Raw genomic sequence first — 20,363 nt, 5'->3', positions numbered from 1 at the left:
TATGAGCCAAAACGAAAATAGCAATAATGCTTTCGCTATCGAAAGTCATTCCATTGATTATGTTGCTCCCTCTGAACGTAATGGGAAAGTTCGCGATCTATTCACATTATGGTTTTGTACCAATATTGCACCGCTTGCCGTGATTACGGGTGCAATGTCAATTTTAACCTTTAACCTCAATATTGTAAGTGCATTGCTTGCGATCTGCTGTGGGCATTTTTTTGGTGCAGCGATTCTGGCTTTAACCTCTGCACAAGGTCCGCAGGTCGGCATTCCTCAAATGATTCAGAGCCGCGCACAGTTCGGGCGTTATGGGGCATTGCTGGTAGTACTGTTTACTACCCTTATTTATTTAGGTTTTTTCATCTCTAACATTATTTTGTCAGGCAAAACCCTTCATACCGTTGTTCCTGCCATTCCAGTGCCGACCGCGACCGTGATTGGCGCAATTGCAGCAACCACAATTGGTGTGATCGGTTACCACTTTATTCATAAGTTCAATAAAATTGGAACTTGGTTTATGGGTGGTTCGTTGCTGATCGGCCTCATGATTATGGTGCCGCATATTAATGCAGATGTACTCGCTAAAGGCTCTTTTAATATGAAAGGCTGGTTTGCCATGTTTGGGTTGTGTGCTGTATGGCAAATTAGTTTCTCGCCTTATACCTCAGATTATTCACGATATTTACCGAAATCGATTGGTATTTATAAGCCTTTTATCTTTACCTATTTAGGTGCATCGTTAGGAACTATTTTTGCGATGGCATTTGGTACGATTGCGGTCAGCATTGGCTCAACCACAGATGCGATGGAAGCGGTAAAGTCGGGTACTGGGCTATTCGGTTATGTTCTTATGATTTTGTTCTTATGCAATATCATTGGTCATAATGCCATGAACCTATACGGTGCGGTTCTGTCATGTATTACCTCTATTCAGACTTTTGCAGGGCAGTGGATGCCAAGCCGAAATATCCGAGTCGTGTTATCAATCATTGTGTTAGTTCTAGCGACTTTAACGGCACTTTGGGCATCAAGTAACTTTATTAGTTTCTTCTTGAATGTGATTTTTGCCTTGTTATTTATTTTGGTGCCATGGGTGTCTATTAATTTATTAGATTTCTATGTCGTGAATAAAAAGTCTTATGACATTCAGTCGATCTTTGCACGTGATGGTGGTATTTACGGCAAATTTAATGCAAAAGCGCTTACGGCTTATTTCATTGGGATCGCGGTACAAATTCCATTCTTAAAAAATGCGTTTTTCACAGGTGCATTGGCCGATGTAATTCCAGATGCGGATATTTCTTGGGTCATTGGATTGGTGGTGAGTCTGGTGGTGTATTACGTCTTTAATCTAGGAAAGATTAAATGTTCCGCACCCGCATTAAACGCAAAATTACCTCAATAAGCATTGTAGTGAAAGGAATTCCACAATGAAAAAAAGCTATTTACAAGCGGCTCTAAGCACAGCATTGATGGCCGTAATTTATCCAAGTTACGCAGGTGTAAGTCTTGGAGATACCGATGGTGAATACGGTAAGCTCACCGTATCAGGCTATGTTCGCGCTAACTATCAAGATAAACACTATGGAGAGTCTGCTTCTGACCAAAAAATTCGTTTTGATGCTGCGCAGTTAAAACTGGACTACGAGCGTGGGCCGTTATTTGGCCATGCGGAATATCGTTGTTATCAATATGACCGTCTATGTGATTTTTCTACATTGGTTGATGGGTATGTAGGATACAAATTAAATAAAACAGATCAGGTGGTGGCAGGTGTTCAACCGATTCCATTTGGGCCGGGACGTTTCTGGGGCAATAGCCTATATGGAAGTATGAGCACAACCGCAGGTTTGGAAGATGTTCATAATCTTGGTTTGAACTATCACTTTGAATTGCCGACAGCAACCAAATTTGATGTGGGGTATTTTGCGGTAGATGGTGGAAACTACACAGGCTCTACCCAAGATTCAGGTCGCTACACAGCAAACTACGTGAGTTCAGATGATCCGAATAAAACCGATTTGCAAGAAAAGAACATGTGGGTAGGCCGAGTGACTCAAGATATAAATCTTGGAATTAATGGTTTAACCACACAGCTCGGTGGTTCATATTGGACATCGGATATTGAAAATAAAGCTGCTTCGAGTGATGGGCGTCGTCATGCATGGGCACTTTTTGGTAAAGCCAATTATGGCAATTTTAATGTGACCCTTACAGGCGGTAAAAATGATGTAACTAATCAGGATCAGCTCAATCCTAATCAGTCACTCATGGGTTCCTACGACACTGAATATTATGTCGCGAACAAAGGAACGTTCTATACCGCAGACATGGGCTACTCTTTCAAAAATGTTAAGCAGATCGGAAACATTACGCCGTACTTTATGTACAGTCAGTACGATAAAGATCAGGACAATATGAAAGATTCGATCCGTAATATTATTGGTGTGTCTATTGACCATAAACAGCTATCTTTGGTGGCTGAATACATCATGAGTAAAAATGACCCGTTCATTGGTGGGACTCAAGATTCATTGGCACAAGGGGATGATAACCAGTGGAATAAGTTGCTTAACTTAACGCTGTTTTATTATTTCTAAAAACATTTAAACATTATGGCATACCGAAAATTTTTTTAAATTAATTTTTGGTATGCCATAATACAAAGTTGATGGTGAGCTATTTAATTTATCTATCGCTCCACTATCAATGCAGAAGATCTCAACAGGATAATGATCATGCAGCTTAATGAACTCGCTTTATTTCGTCAGCAAGCCTTTGTTGCTGGAAAGTGGTGCGATGCAGACCATCAACAAACATCCGAAATTTTAAATCCGGCGACATTAGAAGTGATTGGTACTGTCCCAAATATGGGCAAGGCTGAAGCCGAGCGTGCCATTGAAGCTGCCAAAGAAGCTTGGCCGCTATGGAAAAATAAAACAGCAAAAGATCGATCAATTATTTTAAAAAAATGGTTTGATTTAATTATTTCAAATGCAGATGACTTGGCTTTTATTTTAACAAGTGAGCAAGGAAAGCCTTTAGCTGAAGCCAAAGGTGAAATTTTATATGCTGCAAGTTTTATTGAATGGTTTGCCGAAGAAGCGAAACGAGTATATGGCGATATTATTCCAAGCCCATATCCCGATGCTCGTATTGTTGTAAATAAACAGCCTATTGGTGTCGTTGCAGCCATTACGCCGTGGAATTTCCCCGCTGCCATGATTACGCGCAAAGTGGCTCCAGCCTTGGCGGCAGGTTGTCCTTGTATTGTAAAACCAGCACCTGAAACGCCTTTTACTGCTTTGGCTTTAGTTGACTTAGCTGTACAAGCTGGCGTGCCTCCTGAAATTTTTAGTGTGATTACGGGCGACGCGGTTCATATTGGTGATGCGATTTTTGAAAGTGATGTTGTACGCAAGTTTACTTTTACCGGTTCAACACCCGTCGGCAAAATGTTGCTTGAGCGTTCAGCAAAAACCTTGAAAAAAGTTTCCTTAGAGTTGGGTGGCAATGCGCCGTTTATTGTATTTGATGATGCCGATTTAGATGCAGCAATTGAAGGAGCGCTCATTGCCAAATTTAGAAATGCAGGGCAAACCTGTGTCTGTGTTAATCGATTCTTGGTGCAGGCTGGCATTTATGAAAAATTTATTGCTGCTTTGAGCCAAAAAATTCAAAACTTTAATATTGGTAATGGATTAGAAGAAGGGCATGACATTGGGCCATTAATTAATGCCAATGCGGTGAAAAAAGTTGAAGCACATATTCAAGATGCTTTAGATAAAAATGGTCGTCTTGTGATTGGTGGTAAAAAGCATACAGCGGGTGAGTTATTTTTTGAACCGACACTGATTGCAGATGTTACCGCAGATATGGACGTTGCAACCCAAGAAACGTTTGGCCCACTAGCAGCCGTATTTAAATTTGAAAACGAGCAACAAGCGGTAGAAATGGCAAACGCAACTGAATTTGGTTTAGCCGCATATTGTTATACCAAAGATTTAGGCCGTGCTTGGCGAATGAGTGAACAGCTTGAGTACGGCATGGTCGGAATTAATAAAGGCCTTATTTCAAATGAAGTTGCGCCTTTTGGTGGAATTAAACAGTCTGGTTTGGGGCGTGAAGGTTCTAAATACGGTATTGAAGATTATCTGGAAATTAAATACACCTTGTTTGGAGGATTGAATATATGAGTAATGAAAAATTTGAAAAGGGTTTAGCAATCCGTAAACAAGTTCTTGGTGAAGAATATGTAAATAATTCAATTAATAATGCCGATGAATTTAATCTACCTCTTCAAGAGCTAGTGACTGAATATTGCTGGGGAGCTGTTTGGGGACGTGAAGAGTTAAGTAAGCCTGAGCGCAGTTTAATTAACTTGGCAATGATTTCGGCTTTAAATCGTCCACATGAATTAAAACTACATGTTAAAGGTGCACTTCGAAATGGCGTACCTAAAGAGAAAATTCGTGAAGTGCTTTTACAGGTAGCCATTTACTGTGGCGTGCCTGCTGCTGTAGATAGCTTTCGTATTGCTAAAGAAGCAATCAAAGAGTTTGAATCTGAGCAATAAACTTTCGGTTTGAATATTATAAAAAGGCCTTGTTCAAGTGTTGCATCGCAGTTTCAAGGAAGCTCGATGCCTACGCTATAGGAGTGTGCTAAAACTCATAATTAATGAATTAGCTCTCTCTTATTCAAACCAAGACTTTTAGAAAATTACATGGCTTTTGAGCTAAGCGATGACTTCAAAAAAACCATGCAATTTATAGATAAAAGCTTTTAAAGACTTCAAATTTATTTAATTCGATACCACGTTTGGTTTCGACCAATTGCAGAGATACCAATGTATCCACGAGCAATCAGTTTTTCACCATCTGGTGATACGGTTACGCTAAATTTATAAGTCTTATCTGACTGTGGGTCGAGGATAGATCCTTTGTCATATTTATTTTGACCCACACTTTTTAAATTTTTGACAATGGTTAGGCCAATTAAAGATTTGTTTTTGTAGGTACCTTCACACATCGTACATTTGTTGGCTTCAGCCGGAACAAGTATTTTTTCAATATTCGCAGACAGATTACCATTTTTATCTTCGCTAAATCTTACCAGTGCTCTCGGTTGATTGGTTGCATCATCAATGGTTTTCCAAACACTGCCATGTAGTTTGTCCGAAGCAAATGAATGAATCGAATAAAAGCTAAGTAAAAGTAAGAGTAAATATTTTTTCATATCAATCATTTCTCAAATTAAAAATGGATGGTTTTAAAGGTCTAAATTATTAATTTTAAATTTAACTTCACAGTTTTCTTAATATTGAATCTATAAGCTAAACAATATGTAAAGTTATAATCTATTTGTGGGGATATTATTTTGATCAATTTATTTATGCAATTGCGAGAAAGGACAGAATTATTAAATAAGATATTAAAGGCTGATTATTAGATTATAAATTGTTAAGAGTTTTAAAAGTATGGGTGAGTAAGCAGATATACATTGTAATAAATGATGACAAAATATGTGTATAAGAGAAACAAAAACATCAACTAATTTTTAAATTAGTTAGATTGCGTGTAATTCATCACAAATTATAAAAATAATATTGAAATCATGTGATTAGTATAGATTGACAGTGGGTAATATTAAGTCTTATAACTAAACAATACTGAAACTGTTTCTTTAAGAGAAACAGAAAAATCATAATATAAAGATGAATAGACATTAGAACAAAAAGTTAAGGAGATGAAATGAAAGTCCTTAAATCCATATTATTTTCTCTTATGGGAATGCTGATAATAACTAGTGCAGATGCTGGAAATACATCTACATCATTAAGGGTCAGTTTAACAATTATTGAAACGTGTGATGTTTCAACACAAGGAAACTTGGATTTTGGTTCAGTGGTTCGTTCTCAGCCAGTTGTTGGTGCAGCAACCAATATATCTGTTCAATGCACCAAAAATACGCCGTATCAAGTGGCGGTAACCTCAGACAATAACTTTGAACTTAAATCTGCTGCAAGCACAGCATCTGTTGCATATGTACTGTATCAAGATGCTGGTCATACTCAAATTTGGGACGGGGCGGCAGATAAACTACATTCAAGAATTGCCACAGGAATGAAAGAAAATATTCCTATTCATGGGGTAATTACATCGAGTACCAATGTTCAGGCAACCAAGTATGAAGATTGGGTCCGTGTGAATGTCATCTATTAACAGTAGATAGATTACTCAAGGAGTATTTATTTTATTAATAATGTGATAAAAATTATATAGATATATAAATTATAATTTTTTCCTAAGAGAAATAAATGAATAGTCTTGTAGATTTTTACGCATTATGTACGGTTTTACTATTTGTAAAAATGTTTGGAATATCTGCATATCAAGGATATTACAGAATTAAAAATAAGGCTTTTAAGAATATAGAAGATGCTGGATTTTTAAAGGTACCAGCATATTCTGCTGAGCTACCACAAGTGGCTAGAGCCCAACAGGCTTGGCTGAATGATTTAGAAAATATTCCAATTTTCTGGGTATTGGGTGCTTTATGCATTTTTTTAAATACCGATTTCACCATCACGAAGTGGTTATTTTTTATTTTTACATTTTCTAGAGTTCTTCATACTTTGACGTATCTAGCTTCTATGCAGCCTTGGCGCACAATTTCATATAGTGTAGGAGTGCTTTGTTTATTTATTATGGCGAGTCAGATCATATATAGAGTTATTTCTTTCTAAGAAGTGAATGTTTTCTAAATAAGGCTGTTTCATATAGGTCCTTTCAGTTGGAAGTAATATATATAATTAGTAGTAACTTACTGTAAAGAAATACTTTTAATTATGAAGCCTTAAAAATAACCCTTTAAATTGAGCCAGATTTTTGATCACTTATTAGCTCTGCCATCCAGTCTGCAAATACGCGCACTGCGGGTGAAAGAAACCGCTGATGTGGATAAAGTAAAGTCACAGCAACAGGTGGTGGGCACCACTCTTGTAATACTGCGATGAGCCTCCTTTCTTTTAAGTGTTCTATCACAATTCTTTCAGCAAGTTGAGCGAGTCCGTATCCCTCAAGGCACATTTTTATATAAAGTTCAGTTTCATTAACAGCAACCGTACCTTGCATTTGTACAGTTTTTTTCACTTCGTTTCGTACAAAGCGCATTTCACCCGCATGTCTGTTGTTCCCTGAAAAATAATGAATAGCTCGGTGATGTGCTAAATCATCGGGAGTTTGTGGAGTTCCTTTCTCTTTTAAATATAGTGCCGAAGCGCATGTTACCCAGCGGAACTCACCAAGAGGGTGGGCAACCAGCGTGGAGTTCTCCAAATTTCCCATGCGAATCACACAGTCCACACCTTCCTTAATAAGGTCTACTTGTCTATCGCTGACACCTATCATGAGGTAGATATCGGGATAACGCCGTTGAAATTCTTGTAGATTTGGCATAATCACCGAATGAGCTATGCCCGCAGGAATATCAACTCGTAATCGACCTTGTGGCTGTTTGATGGCGTTAGTCAGTTTGGATTCGGTATGTTCAATCAGGTCGAGTATTTCTCGGCACTGGGTCAGATATTCTGTACCCTCTGGTGTTAGGCTCACCCGTCTTGTTGTTCTGTTTAACAGACGTACTTGTAAATATTTTTCAAGATTTTTAACTGTGCTGGTCACTGTCGAGGCAGGTAGGGAAAGTGCTTCTGCCGCATGGATAAAGCTTTCAGCTTCTGCCACCCGAACAAAAATCTGCATTGCATGAATACGATCCAATCTCATAGCTTTATCCCAATACTATCCGCATATTCTTAGATTATTCGTTTTCACTGAATAATAAAAACAGTTTAACCAGCTTTTTCAGCCTTATCGCTTCAGATAGATTTTCAGCATATATTTGAGAAGTTGGAATAATGATGACTGATTACAACAGAAATATAGTGCAGCTGACTGGGTCTTCACCAAATAGAACGCTGATTCGCGGGGCGACGATCCTAAGCATGGATAGCGTGATTGGGAACATGGTTCGCGGAGATATTCTTATCGAGAACGGCATAATTACTGCCGTGGGTGAAAATTTAGAAGCCGAAGGTGCAGCTATTATTGATGCATCCAATAAGATCGCGATGCCGGGTATGGTCGATACTCATCGACATTCATGGGAAGGGCAACTACGACGGATTAATCCCAATGCGGAAACGCTAGAAGACTATTGCAATGCGACACACTATTCTTTCGCCAAGTACTATCGTCCAGCAGATATGTATATTGGTAATTTGCTGACAGCACTAGGTTGTATAGATGCGGGGATCACAACAGTGATTGATAACTCGCACAATAGCCGCAGTGCTGCCCACTCTGATGCGGCAGTTGAGGCCTTACTTGATGCGGGTATTCGTGCTGTACACGCTTCAGGTGCACCAGTATCAGGAGATTGGGACAGAGCGAACTGGCCTAATAACCTCGCACGTCTTCAAGAAAAATATTTCAAAAACAGTGAAAACAGTCTGGTATCCCTAGCCGCGATGGCTCAGTTAGAACCTGAACTTTGGGCCGAAGCACGCAGGCTAGGTTTGCCAATCATTACCGAATTTTTTGGTGGTGAAATGGCTGCTGCACTAGAAGGATTACATCAACAAGGATTGCTAGGACCAGATAATATCTTTAACCACTGTACCTCGCTGCCAGATGCTGGATGGAAAATTTTGCGTGAGGCGGATGTGCGAGTAAATGTATGCCCACGATCAGATGCTCACTATGGCATTGAGGATGGTATGTTTGCCATGCAGTCTGCTGTACGTCACGGCATTAGACCTGGTTTGAGTGTAGATAATGAAACATCTTACAGTGGCGATATGTTCATGGAAATGCGCGTAGCATTTTACTTACAACGTGTAATGGGTATGCACCAAAACAAATGTTGTGGTTCAGCACATTCGCCAGTGACCTTTCAGGCACAAAACCTTCTAAAAGCTGCGACGGCTGATGGTGCTGCTTGTGCAGGTCTCCAAGAAAAAATCGGCAGCCTGACACCCAGTAAACAAGCTGACCTGATATTAATTCGAACAGATGACATTAATCTTTATCCATCAAATAATGCTTTTGGCACCGTGGTTCATGCAACTGAACGCAGTAATATCGATACGGTGATGATTGGCGGACGAATCGTTAAACGTGACGGTAAAGTTTTGGGTGTAGACAGCGAGCGACTTCGTGCAGCGATTGATGAATCTCGCCAGCATCTTTTTGCTGCTGCTAGTTATGTTCCAGACGTTTTCGCCGAAACATTTCTGCCTCTTGAGTAAGTTGTATAAGAGGAAGCAAACAATATGTCTATAAATGTTATCTATTACCTCATGGCTTTTGGTGCGGGGCTGGGGATTACTCTGCAAACCACATTGAATGGCCAACTGGCTAAAGGTATAGGCGGGGATTCTGTCGCTGCTGCATTATTTTCATTTACTGCTGGTGCTGTATGCCTTGGGTTTTACTCTCTGGTTCGAGGCGGAATAGCTTCTTCACTGATCGCTATTCCTAATCAACCATGGTGGAGCCTTATGGGCGGAGTTCTAGGTTCTTGCGCATTACTGAGCTATGTCATTCTTGCACCTAGAATTGGCTTATCTGCCTTGCTGGGGCTGGCAATTGCTGGGCAGATTATCTCGTCATTACTAATTGATCATTTCGGGCTGATGGGAGCATCTGAACGACCAGTTTCCATATTTAAACTGTGTGGAACACTGGTCATGCTGGTAGGCCTAGCAATTGCTCTTTTGGGTGACAGATAAGAAGTTTTAAACCAATATTGTTGATATAAAAGGATGATCTGGGATTTCACTTTAATAAACAGCTAGGAAAATTAAAAAATACTGTTTAAAGAATTCTTTAAACAGTATTAATTTTTTAGTAATAGGTCTAATAGTTATATTTGTAAATTAAACATACTACTATTTTGATAAGTCTCTTAAATTTCTGTTATGGGTACTATAAAGAGTTTTCCAACTTTGACCTTTATCATTTGATATTTTAACCAATGCATATTGACCAGAGTAAAGGATGTTAAGAAGTGCTCCTGAATTTAAAGTAACGATAGAACTAGGAGCCATTATTTCATGCATTTTCCAAGTCTTACCTGCATCTTCTGAAATTGCTAATTTGTCCCAATTAAATTGTGCACCTGATATATATAAGTCTCCCTGTTTTGAAACTTGGGCAGGGAAAACATTTACTTTAAAGGGACTGTTAACTTTTTGCCATGTTATACCATGATCATTAGAGTTAAATAAATTTGAGAATATACCCGCAAAACCACGCTTTGATGTGATTACGCTAATTGATTTATCTGGATTAACTATTAGTTGAGATATATTATCATCGTTGGGTACTTTATTTTCAGTCCATTTTTTCGTTATATAATCATAATGGTTAATTTTTCCATACATATCTGCATAGCTAAATCCTTGTTCATCCTCCCACAACCAAAACCCACGTAATCCCCAAAAATTATCAAGAATTTCTTTTTGTACAATTGGTTGCCAATCACCATTTTCTAAGCGATTACTCTTATAAACTGTAGCTTTATGACCTACTATATGAGATAGAAACCATCCGTTTTGATCATCACCAACGATAGAAGAAATTACGCCGATTGGTAAATTACCACTGTCAACTGGGGTAAGAACATCACTTCCTTTTAAGTGTTTATAAAGAGTATTCATTTCACCATAAGCTAGAAAATCAAAGTTATAATTTTCTTTTACAGTTATACAATCAAAAGCTAAGTTATCATTACTTTGAAAAATTTTAGCTTTTTTAGTGTCTTGTGGGGGGAAGAAAAAAACTGAGCCCATTTTGCTTGATGCTATAAGAGTATTATCTTTTAGCTCTTTAAAACACTGCATACCAAAGGGAAGTATCTTGCTTTCATCGCCTATATTTTTTTCTAAAGTTGTAACTGGTTGCGTCCATCCATTCAAAATTTTATCTTTATAAATTGCTTCTAGATAATTATTCTTTAATTTATTAATTAAATCCTTATTAGAAGAATGTTTTTCAGATCTTGCTATCAAATAGCCATCATTAGCATGGGTTAAATTAATACGTCCTAAATCAGTTGTGGTATTTTCTAGTACTTTAAAAGTACCCATCGGGTGAGGTTTATCTTTATCATCTAAATTAATAAATTGGAACTTACCTGAAAGATAAGGGTTTAGGGATGGCTGATAGTTGCTCATTTCAACAATGCGATATTCACCAGCTGGTAGTTGCCCACTATAAATAAATGTAGAGCGAGAGACATCTGAATTTATTATTTTAATTTCATAAATTTTATTATTTTTCTGTATAGCCGTTTTTTCTGTAAGACTTTCTATTTTTAAAGAAGGATAAATCATTCCGCTATTAAAACTAATACTGAGTACAATAGGATTTAGTTTCTCATCTGGTTTTATAGGCTCCAGAACTCCTTTTGCTTGTTTATTCGTTATTTTCGGTTGTGGTGTCGTTGCACATGCTTGTAGAAGCACGAGCGCTATTAAGGTAACCCCTAATCTTAAATTAAATTTACTCATTTGTTGCGGATTCCAAATTTAAAAATATTTTAAAATAAAGTACTTACGATGTATATTTAATCGAAAGTGATATTACTATAATTAATAGTATGGATGTAATGTTTATAGATAGTTTATGACTAATAAATTTTTAAATAAATTGATTCGTTGAGCTTAAAAGTTATAAAAATTATTTTCGTGTTCTTGTGTGAGTTAAAAATTCCATTTCAAAGCTCTAAAGCCTGTTTTAAATAACTGGCTTGTCTTAAAGTGAGTTAAATCAAAATATTTAAGAAAAGAATAAAATTAACACTTAAATTTTATAGAGGCCAAATTCAATTAAAGTATATGGAATAAACATTTAACAAATCAATAGCAATCGATATTCACCATCTTTTTCAACAGGCGCTCGATGAACACAAGGCAAAACCTTTTGAGTGGGATGATCTACAGCCAAACGCCAAATATGGCCCACGCCTAAATTTACAGGTTGAGCATTGGGTTTAGGCTGATAATGCAAATCAAAGAAATACTCTGCCAAAAAGGTTTCAAATTCAGCATCTGGACCATCATGTAATTCTTTGAGTTTTTCTCTAATTTCTGGAATTAAAACTTTTTGTTCTACATGATCATTGGGCACAATATCACTGGCAGCGCCGTGATAGGTACATAAGAATGTATCAGTTTCAATTGGAGAGCGATCAACATGGAATGAATATACATCGGTTGAAATGAAATCTAGCTCTTCATCACGTTCATAATGTTTAAGTAAGTTAAGTACTGGCGATGCGCCGAAATCAGTTAACTGCTCGATATCTTCTAAAATAGTTTTTCTTGCCAGATTGCCTTTTTCTGAAAGTTGTAGCGCTAAAAGGTCTTTAACAGAAACTTCTGTAATATTTTCTTTTAACTGAAGCTTATTCACAATTTCTTTAAAGTCGCCAACCAAATTCCTGTGCCAGCAAATCGCATTTGTCTCTCCTTGGAACTTTGTATTTACAAGTTCAGGGAAACTAGACACTTGTCTAATTTGTTTGCTGTCAGAAAACGCATTCTTCATATGAGAGTTAAATAAACCAGAAACCGAGTCGCATAATATACACCGAATGGTATTTCTCACTAAAAATAAGTTAATCGTTGTTGGTATTCCAGCCTTGTACAGCCTAGCAGACACATGTATCGTTAGGGGATGATCCTTTAAAATTATAAGGAGTTTGATAAGCAACATCGTTCAATTAAACAACCAAACTATACCACCACGATAAAACAACAACAGTCTCAAGATGAGTCGTATAAATAACAAGGAATAAAACATTTTGTTTTATTGGTGAATCTTGAAGTGGGGTATCAATGATCCAGATGGGGGTCTATGAAGAAATATTTTACGGTTGATTTATTTATGTTCGCTTCGTCTTATTTTAAAAAACACAAGAAAAATTACCGTAGCGTAAAGGATCAGCAGCTTACAATTGCAGCCAAAGCAAATATCTTTATTTGCATCATTTTTTGCTTATTCTGGACCATATATTTTGCATTTGCACAAATGTGGTCAATTGTTTACATGGATATCTTTTTTACATTGATCTCCATATTTAGCCTTTTTCTTATTTATATAAATCGAATTTCAGCGGGTATTCTTCTTTCACAAGTCGTACTGCTGGTTTTTCCAGTCGTGTTTTGCCTATTTTTTGATATAGCTACCGTTGATCGTCCGCAGGTAGCTCATTTATTTTTACCTGCTGGAGCGATATTGGGGTATTTGAATTACCGCAGAGACCCAAGCTATTTACAATTCATTTTAATTTTATTGTCGATTGGGTGTTTTATATTTTTTAGTGGAACCTCTTTTAATCTTGAGAGTGCTATACCGCTATCTGAAGATATTCGCGATCATGGCGGATGGATTGCGACTTGTGTGGCTACACTCATGATTTGTATTTCAATTTATACCATGCAATTAGAGATACAAATAGAAAACAGCATGGTGAAAGACTTACGCTTAGCTCTTGCTAAACAACAATTTGAGCTTTTTTATCAGCCGCAAATCAACTCTTCTGAAACGCTGATTGGCGCCGAAGCTTTATTAAGATGGCAACATCCTACTTTAGGTTATGTTGCTACAAAAGATTTCATTCCAGCGGCTGAAACGTTTGGATTAATGCCAGAGATTGGGGAGTGGGTGTTAGCTCAAGGCTGCAAAGTTTTACAAGACTGGAGCAAAAAAGCCGAGACAAAAGATCTTACGCTTTCTATCAACATTAGTGCCGATCATTTTATGCAAGCTACCTTTGAGCAAACCGTGATTGGAATGGTTCAAAAATATCAGATAAATCCATCGCGGCTCATTTTAGAAATCACTGAAAATATTGCTTTAAATAATTGTGTAAGCTTGATCGAAAAAATGCATTTCCTGTCAAAAAATGGAATTCAGCTTTCCCTTGATGATTTTGGTACAGGTTATTCATCTTTAAGCTATTTACAAAAAATGCCCATCAGCCAAATCAAAATTGATCGTAGCTTTGTGCAGGCAGCTTTGGATGATAAACGTAGTAATAAACTCGTAACTGGCATTATTAAAATTGGACTAGATTTGAACCTTCGAGTGTTAGTAGAAGGTATCGAAACGACTGAACAATTTAGTGCTTTTAAAAATAATGGATGCACTGAGTTTCAAGGCTATTTATGGGGATGTCCGATGCCGTTAAATGACTTCTTAAAACAGATTGCCTATTTCAAAAAATAGGCAAAAGAGCAATTTCAATAAGAATTCATAGTAACCAACATCCATACTTAAAAGTAAACTAGGCCACTCCAAAAGAGTAATTAAAAAATTTTAAAGAGTGGCCTAACTAATTAATATGTTTCAATAATAAAAACGAATCTATCTACATGTGAATTTTACGATAGATCGATTTTACCTTTTCGGGGCTAATTGCCAGCATGTGAATCGCGCCGTGAATCATTCCTTCTAACAAATGAAAGTTTACTTGAATACCTGCATCCCACAGTTTTTGAGTATATCTTTCTCCATCATCTCGAACAGAGTCATATTCACAAACAAAAATGGTTGCATCAGGCAATCCATCTAAAGACTGAGCGAGTAACGGACTTACAAATTCATTCTGTTTTTCATTTTCATCTTGCACATATTGATCCCAGCAATAAACCATTGTGGATGACTCTAAACCATAGTCTTCGGCATATTGGCGATAAGAATTACTACTCATCGTAGCATCTAAGGCTGGGTAGAAAAGAAGTTGATGATTCACCTTAATTTCTGGGTGTTGTTTTGCCAATAGACATGTGGCCGCAGCTATATTTGCGCCCGCACTATCTCCACCTACAGCTATACAGTTTTGATCAATTCCAAATAGTGAAGCGTGCTCATGGATATAGCGAAATGCCGTAAAAAAATCATTTAAAGGTGTTGGGAACTTAAACTCTGGAGCCAATCGATAGTCCACAGAAAATACAACCTGTTGAGTGGTTTCTGCTAACAGCCGACAAGTGCGGTCCCATGCGTCTAGACTTCCCAAACACCAACCTCCACCATGCGCAAAAACTAAAGCAGGCCGTTGCTCAGCATTTTCGAGTGAAGAGGGAACATAAACACGCACTTCAATTTCGGTGTCATCAGAAACAGCAACATAAAAACTTTGTTGATAGCTTGCATCATGCTGAATGCCTTGCTGATCAATAATGTCTTTATTTACGTGTTCTCTTAACGCTTGTAACGAGTTTGCACCTTGTGGGGCTGGTTTAGATTTAAGCCAGCTTTCAATTTCAGCAAGTAGAGGCATCGCTTTTTTCCTGCTGCAAAAAGTCTAAAATGAGTGAGCTAAATATTTCTGACTGTTCTTCCATAATGAAATGACCGCAGTCTTTTACAATCGCACTGGTTAAATGCGGTGAAACCTTTTTCATGGTTTCATAAGGTGCATTATCCGTAGCATGTTCAGCGCCTATAGCTAAAACAGGCATGTCTAAACTTTTAGTTTCTCTGATTTTATTTTGACGTATGGTCTCTGGAATAGAGCGGTAATAATTAAAACCCGCCGTTAAACGACCCGGAATTTTATAGGCTTCAATATAAGTTTCAGTCGCCACTTTATCTTTGTGCCACGACCATTTATCAAACATATAATTTAAATAAGTATCTTCACGGCCTGCGATTAAGGCTTCGGGTAAGTCTAGGGTTTGGTTAAACATGAAATGCCAAAGAAAAATGTTTTCACTCGGTTCAACAAAAATAGGAGGTGCGGGGGCTAAACCGGGAATCACAGCCTCTGTGACCGCAAGACGAGTCACTGATTCAGGAAAGTCAGATGCAAGCGCATAGGCAACCCACATGCCAATGTCGTGGCCAACAACCGAATAAGTTGGATATTCAAGTTGAGTCATGAGCATTGATAAAATTTTGGCGATACGCCCCGTATCGTAACTTCCATCCAGTGGAGTTGAATTTCCTGTTCCGGGTAAATCAACAGCGATGGCTTGATAACCTTGTTTCGCCAGTTCAATCATGACTTTGTGCCATGCGTACCATGTTTGCGGCCAGCCCGGAATTAGTAATACAACTGGACCTTCACCTAAGCTGACGTAATGCAGTTTTTTACTCTCGATGTGAATGTAAGAATGATGGAATTCGTTATGTGAGTTTTCATTGGATTGGTGAGTTTTCATGTTGAGTTCTCTTACGGTTCCTTAAATCCCTAATAACTGATTAATTTGAGTCTGATTTACAGGAGCCGCAGCAAAGTCATCAAATACTTTATCGGTGACATGAATAATATTTTGCTTAATGAACTCTGCACCTTCGCGTGCACCATCATCCTTATTTTTAAGACAGCATTCCCACTCTAATGTTGCCCAACCTTCGTAGTCGTAATATGCTAACTTTGAAAAAATTGCTTTAAAGTCAACTTGACCATCACCCGTAGAACGGAATCGACCCGCTCGATTTTCCCAGCTTTGATAGCCGCTATACATTCCTTGGCGGCCTGTTGGATTAAATTCGGCATCTTTAACATGAAACATGCGGATGAAATCTTTATAGATATCGAGATATTCCACATAGTTCAGTTGTTGCAAAACAAAATGGCTTGGGTCAAAAAGAATATGGCAACGTGGGTGGTTGTGGGTTCGCTCTAAAAACATTTCAAATGTAATGCCGTCATGCAAATCTTCACCGGGGTGAATTTCATAGCAAAGGTTGATGTCTTGTTCATCACAAGCATTCAAAATAGGAAGCCAGCGACGTGCTAATTCATCAAAAGCCGTTTCAATAAGCCCTGATGGTCTTTGTGGAAACGGAAACACGTAAGGCCATGCTAGCGAGCCTGAAAATGTCCCCATATCTTTAAGGCCTAAGCGGGCAGATGCTTGAATTGAAGCGAGCATTTGTTGTTTGGCCCATTCGGTTCTAGCTGCTGAATTGCCATGCAAATGAGATGGGGCAAAGTTATCGCACATTAAGTCATAAGCAGGGTGCACAGCCATTAATTGCCCAAAAATATGAGTCGTTAACTCACTAATTTTTAAGCCATGATTGTTTAAAGTACCTAAGATTTCATCGCAATAATCTTGGCTTTCTGCTGCCAAATTGACATCAAATAAACGCTTATCCCAAGCAGGAAGTTGTACCGCTTCAAAGCCTTGGTTTGCTACCCAAGCAGCAATATCTTCTAGACGGTTAAAAGGGAAAACATCATCACTAAATTGAGCAAGATGAATACTTGGACCTTTGATGGTTTTCATAATAAAACCTAATTAGTTGTCGATCGACAAACAATAGGCTTAATTTTTGATAAAAACAACTTTTTATTTAAAAATCAAAACAAAATGAGAGTATTTTGAATAAATCTCATTGATTTATTTGTGAAAATATTTTTTTCGAATAATAATGAAAAGACGTACTAAATTTGATGAAGGGTCATTATGGCTGGCAGACCAAGAGAGTTTGATCGAGAAGAAGCCCTCGTAAAAGCGAGAGATTTTTTCTGGCTTCACGGCTATGAAGGCACATCCATGTCAGATTTAGTTGAAGTTTTGGGGATTGCCTCAGCTCGAATTTATAAAGCATTTGGCTCAAAAGAGGCCTTGTTTAGAGAGGCTGTAAATCACTATGAAAAGAACGAAGGTAATTTCGCCTTAAACGCTTTAAAACAAAAAAATATTAAAGATGCAATCAACCAATTATTTCAAGATGCACTAGCGCTTTACACGCAAACCAACCATTCGTATGGGTGCATGGTCGTGTCGGCAGCGAGTGTGCTAGGCGAAGAAAATCAAGCTGTTTTGGAATGGATGAAAGCACAGCGCATTGCACGGGGCCAAAGTCTAGTCCAACGATTTATTCAAGCAAAATCAGATGGTCAATTGGTTGCAGATGCAGACCCCGAAACGTTGGGTAAATACTACGCACTTGTTCTCCACGGGCTATCTGTTCAAGCAAGAGATGGATATTCCAAAGAAGAGCTTTCTCAAGTGATTCATTTTGCATTAAAAAATCTAGAGCAATATGTTGTAAGTGTTTAATCAATTGATGTTTCAAGCAAAGTCTTAAGAGATTTTTTTTATGATTAATAGCTCTAATCAAATTCACTCTTTAAATAAATTTGAATTAATCATGAGGGGTAAGCCAAGACTACTTAATAAACTCGTTCGAGAATTTGGTACATTCTTCATTTCTAAATTAATAAGCTCGATAAATTCTTTATTAAATTGTTTTCTAGGATATTTTTCTAAAATTTCCTTTTGAAAAGATAGGGGGAGTTTATATAGACCGTCGCTAATCACATCACAGGATGCACCTTGCTGCAATAGCGTAATTTCTGCTGGGTCAGAATGGTCTATATAGCCGTTCATATGTAAGCAGATAGCATCTTTAATAACTTCACTTTTTTTCTCATCGAAGCTATGTTCTTTAGCCTTTTGCTCAAATTGTTTAGCACTCTCATAGGTAAAACAGTGACAACCTTTAATATGAATATGTTGCTCAGTTAAGCCAATATCATGAAAAAGTGAGGCTATTAAAAGTGACTCATCATCAAATTGCTGTTTTTGTATATTGCCTAAAGCAGCCCCCCAGAAATAAGTGCGCCATGAATGATTGTAGATAGATATATTTGCTTTAGCCTCTAGTTCATCAAGCGCGACTTTAACCATTTGAGTATCTGGTATTACGATCTGATCGATATCAAAATCATCCGAAGTTTTGAACCGAAAGTAATTTATTTTTAGAGAGGCCATAACACTTGGCAGCATAATTTTTTGAATTAACTTAATTTTGTCTTTGAAGCTGAGCTGACCATTGGTAGCTTGCATCCAGTGATACGAGCCAATTCTTTTATTTTTCATTATTAGATCTCATTTTAGAGTAATTACTCTAAAATATTGCCATAGATGTTTTTTTGCAAGCTTTCTCTTTTAAGACATCGATAGGGCTTTGATTGATAGGCATTTTATAAACCCCAATTTAACAATAAATTTTAATTATTTATCTTTACTTTTTAATGATCTAATTTAAAACAAATGGCTTTTTGTGTGCTTGACTGTAAAAAGGTTGGGCACTATCCTTTGCCTGCTGGCCTACATTGCCAGTCGGTTGTCGCAGACCGAATCAAACGAGCATTAAAAGTTTCATACTTTTAGTGTTGAGCCCTCGTGCCCCCTCTATGGCGGAACGGAGGGGGACACCTTCGGGTGTGCTGGCCTCGTTTGACCAGTCTGCGAACCCCTTTCGTTCTGCCACCATAATTTATAATGCTTTGGCAGAACTCCCAATAAAAAGGAGTTGGCTTTGCACATCCATTATTTCTTGGCAGCCTTTGCCAAAAGCTATAACGACACTACTTAAACTTTTAAAGCAGTTTGATCGCCGTAAGGTTTTCAGGCTTTAAATCATTTTGTCTAAAAACTTAACTAACAATAAAACTTGAGATGTGCCACGCACAGTCTTTACGGGCTTTGCTATGCCTTTTTTCTCCCAAAAAAGTATCTCAATTTGAAAAACAAGAATTTATAACGGTAAAAAGATGCCAAATTTAGCTCTCCCAACACGTGCCATACAAGTCATCAACAAGTCGATTGATTTATTTCACCATCACGGATTTCATACGATTGGAATCGACCGAATTGTGAAAGAGTCAAACATTCCGAAAGCGACTTTTTATAACTATTTTCATTCTAAAGAACGATTTATTGAAATCTGCTTAATTGTGCAAAAAGAACGTATAAAAGAAAAAGTAATTTCAATTGCTGAGCACGTAAACCACACGAACGTGATTGATCAATTAAAGAAACTTTATTTCTTACACACCGATTTAGAGGGGCCTTACTATTTATTATTTAAAGCCATTTTTGAAATAAAACTGACTTATCCCAAAGCCTATCAAATCGCAGTTAGGTACAGAACATGGCTCATCAATGAAATTTATAGCCAACTTAGAGTACTCAAAAATGATGCGACTTTTCAGGATGCAAAGCTATTTTTATATCTGATTGAAGGCGCAATTATTCAGCTTTTAGGCTCGAATACGGCAATCGAGCAGGAGAGTATGGTGGATTGTTTTTTGTTCGGATTTTAATAATTTTTTTTGATTATTTAATAGCCTAAGTGTTGGAGCATGTTATGTCATTTTTAGACAAGATTAATGTCATTAATGCACAAGTCGGAACAATATAATTATGTTGAAATCAGATTTATCAAATAAGGTTGAAATGGGTGAGTAAGCCTAAAATGATCCAGCTAAATAAATTTTGAGCTGAGCTAAAAATAATCATCTTACTAAGTTTTTAATTATAA

General features: G+C 37.5%; 19 protein-coding genes. 11 read left to right on the top strand and 8 right to left on the bottom strand.

Annotated elements, in window-relative coordinates:
- Window position 1: 1 nt before the first annotated feature.
- From F968_RS11735 to F968_RS11720, 4 genes are all read left to right on the top strand, one after another.
- Window positions 2-1,408 (top strand): purine-cytosine permease family protein, encoded by a 1,407-nt coding sequence (locus F968_RS11735; RefSeq protein ID WP_000081163.1) that lies wholly within the window; start codon window positions 2-4, stop codon window positions 1,406-1,408.
- A 25-nt stretch (window positions 1,409-1,433) separates the two neighbouring features.
- On the top strand, window positions 1,434-2,603 hold the full coding sequence (locus F968_RS11730; protein ID WP_004793329.1) for a hypothetical protein: 1,170 nt from the start codon (window positions 1,434-1,436) through the stop codon (window positions 2,601-2,603).
- A gap of 138 nt (window positions 2,604-2,741) precedes the next feature.
- Complete coding sequence (locus F968_RS11725) at window positions 2,742-4,199, top strand: NAD-dependent succinate-semialdehyde dehydrogenase (RefSeq protein ID WP_004793328.1); 1,458 nt, start codon at window positions 2,742-2,744, stop codon at window positions 4,197-4,199.
- Entirely contained in the window at window positions 4,196-4,579 is a 384-nt protein-coding gene (locus tag F968_RS11720) for a carboxymuconolactone decarboxylase family protein (RefSeq protein WP_000064100.1), read from the top strand. The genes F968_RS11725 and F968_RS11720 overlap by 4 nt, the downstream gene beginning before the upstream one ends.
- A gap of 224 nt (window positions 4,580-4,803) precedes the next feature.
- On the opposite strand, the gene F968_RS11715 is transcribed toward F968_RS11720, so the two are convergent.
- Complete coding sequence (locus tag F968_RS11715) at window positions 4,804-5,241, bottom strand: DUF2147 domain-containing protein (RefSeq protein ID WP_004793326.1); 438 nt, start codon at window positions 5,239-5,241, stop codon at window positions 4,804-4,806.
- 515 nt (window positions 5,242-5,756) lie between these two features.
- On the opposite strand from F968_RS11715, the gene F968_RS11710 reads away from it, so the two are divergent.
- Window positions 5,757-6,227, top strand: coding sequence for a Csu type fimbrial protein (locus F968_RS11710; protein WP_004793324.1), 471 nt, complete (start codon window positions 5,757-5,759; stop codon window positions 6,225-6,227).
- A 95-nt stretch (window positions 6,228-6,322) separates the two neighbouring features.
- Window positions 6,323-6,751 (top strand): MAPEG family protein, encoded by a 429-nt coding sequence (locus tag F968_RS11705; protein ID WP_004793321.1) that lies wholly within the window; start codon window positions 6,323-6,325, stop codon window positions 6,749-6,751.
- Between the two features lie 124 nt (window positions 6,752-6,875).
- Here the strand turns inward: F968_RS11705 and F968_RS11700 are convergent, their stop codons facing one another.
- Window positions 6,876-7,790, bottom strand: a complete 915-nt coding sequence (locus F968_RS11700; protein WP_004793320.1) for a LysR family transcriptional regulator — start codon at window positions 7,788-7,790, stop codon at window positions 6,876-6,878.
- Between the two features lie 134 nt (window positions 7,791-7,924).
- On the opposite strand from F968_RS11700, the gene F968_RS11695 reads away from it, so the two are divergent.
- Together F968_RS11695 and F968_RS11690 are read left to right on the top strand one after the other, a co-directional pair.
- The gene (locus tag F968_RS11695) at window positions 7,925-9,313 is read left to right on the top strand and encodes an amidohydrolase family protein (RefSeq protein ID WP_004793318.1); all 1,389 of its coding nucleotides are present in this window, start codon (window positions 7,925-7,927) and stop codon (window positions 9,311-9,313) included.
- Window positions 9,314-9,337: 24 nt separating this feature from the next.
- Complete coding sequence (locus tag F968_RS11690) at window positions 9,338-9,796, top strand: DMT family transporter (protein ID WP_004793316.1); 459 nt, start codon at window positions 9,338-9,340, stop codon at window positions 9,794-9,796.
- Between the two features lie 159 nt (window positions 9,797-9,955).
- Here F968_RS11690 and F968_RS11685 read toward each other — a convergent pair whose 3' ends face one another.
- Window positions 9,956-11,578 carry a WD40/YVTN/BNR-like repeat-containing protein gene (locus tag F968_RS11685; RefSeq protein ID WP_004793314.1) on the bottom strand — a complete coding sequence of 541 codons (1,623 nt, stop codon included), beginning with the start codon at window positions 11,576-11,578 and terminating at the stop codon, window positions 9,956-9,958.
- A gap of 340 nt (window positions 11,579-11,918) precedes the next feature.
- On the bottom strand, window positions 11,919-12,617 hold the full coding sequence (locus tag F968_RS11680) for a DUF1826 domain-containing protein (RefSeq protein WP_004793312.1): 699 nt from the start codon (window positions 12,615-12,617) through the stop codon (window positions 11,919-11,921).
- Window positions 12,618-12,926: 309 nt separating this feature from the next.
- On the opposite strand from F968_RS11680, the gene F968_RS11675 reads away from it, so the two are divergent.
- Window positions 12,927-14,300 (top strand): putative bifunctional diguanylate cyclase/phosphodiesterase, encoded by a 1,374-nt coding sequence (locus F968_RS11675; RefSeq protein WP_004793310.1) that lies wholly within the window; start codon window positions 12,927-12,929, stop codon window positions 14,298-14,300.
- 142 nt (window positions 14,301-14,442) lie between these two features.
- Here the strand turns inward: F968_RS11675 and F968_RS11670 are convergent, their stop codons facing one another.
- From F968_RS11670 to F968_RS11660, 3 genes are read right to left on the bottom strand one after another with little or no spacing between them, the layout of a single operon-like run.
- Complete coding sequence (locus F968_RS11670) at window positions 14,443-15,357, bottom strand: alpha/beta hydrolase (protein WP_004793308.1); 915 nt, start codon at window positions 15,355-15,357, stop codon at window positions 14,443-14,445.
- Window positions 15,341-16,240 (bottom strand): alpha/beta fold hydrolase, encoded by a 900-nt coding sequence (locus F968_RS11665; protein ID WP_004793307.1) that lies wholly within the window; start codon window positions 16,238-16,240, stop codon window positions 15,341-15,343. The genes F968_RS11670 and F968_RS11665 overlap by 17 nt, the downstream gene beginning before the upstream one ends.
- 21 nt (window positions 16,241-16,261) lie before the next feature.
- On the bottom strand, window positions 16,262-17,314 hold the full coding sequence (locus F968_RS11660; RefSeq protein WP_004793304.1) for a sugar phosphate isomerase/epimerase family protein: 1,053 nt from the start codon (window positions 17,312-17,314) through the stop codon (window positions 16,262-16,264).
- A 180-nt stretch (window positions 17,315-17,494) separates the two neighbouring features.
- Between F968_RS11660 and F968_RS11655 the strand changes: the two genes are divergently transcribed.
- On the top strand, window positions 17,495-18,094 hold the full coding sequence (locus tag F968_RS11655; protein ID WP_004793303.1) for a TetR/AcrR family transcriptional regulator: 600 nt from the start codon (window positions 17,495-17,497) through the stop codon (window positions 18,092-18,094).
- 63 nt (window positions 18,095-18,157) lie between these two features.
- On the opposite strand, the gene F968_RS11650 is transcribed toward F968_RS11655, so the two are convergent.
- Window positions 18,158-18,916, bottom strand: coding sequence for an HD domain-containing protein (locus F968_RS11650; protein WP_004793301.1), 759 nt, complete (start codon window positions 18,914-18,916; stop codon window positions 18,158-18,160).
- Between the two features lie 677 nt (window positions 18,917-19,593).
- On the opposite strand from F968_RS11650, the gene F968_RS11645 reads away from it, so the two are divergent.
- On the top strand, window positions 19,594-20,145 hold the full coding sequence (locus F968_RS11645) for a TetR/AcrR family transcriptional regulator (RefSeq protein ID WP_004793299.1): 552 nt from the start codon (window positions 19,594-19,596) through the stop codon (window positions 20,143-20,145).
- The last annotated feature ends 218 nt before the right edge of the window (window positions 20,146-20,363 follow it).

The sequence above is a fragment of the Acinetobacter sp. NIPH 817 genome (assembly GCF_000368405.1).
In the GTDB taxonomy this organism is placed as follows: Bacteria; Pseudomonadota; Gammaproteobacteria; order Pseudomonadales; family Moraxellaceae; genus Acinetobacter.
This window is presented reverse-complemented; position numbering and strand designations above follow the sequence as displayed.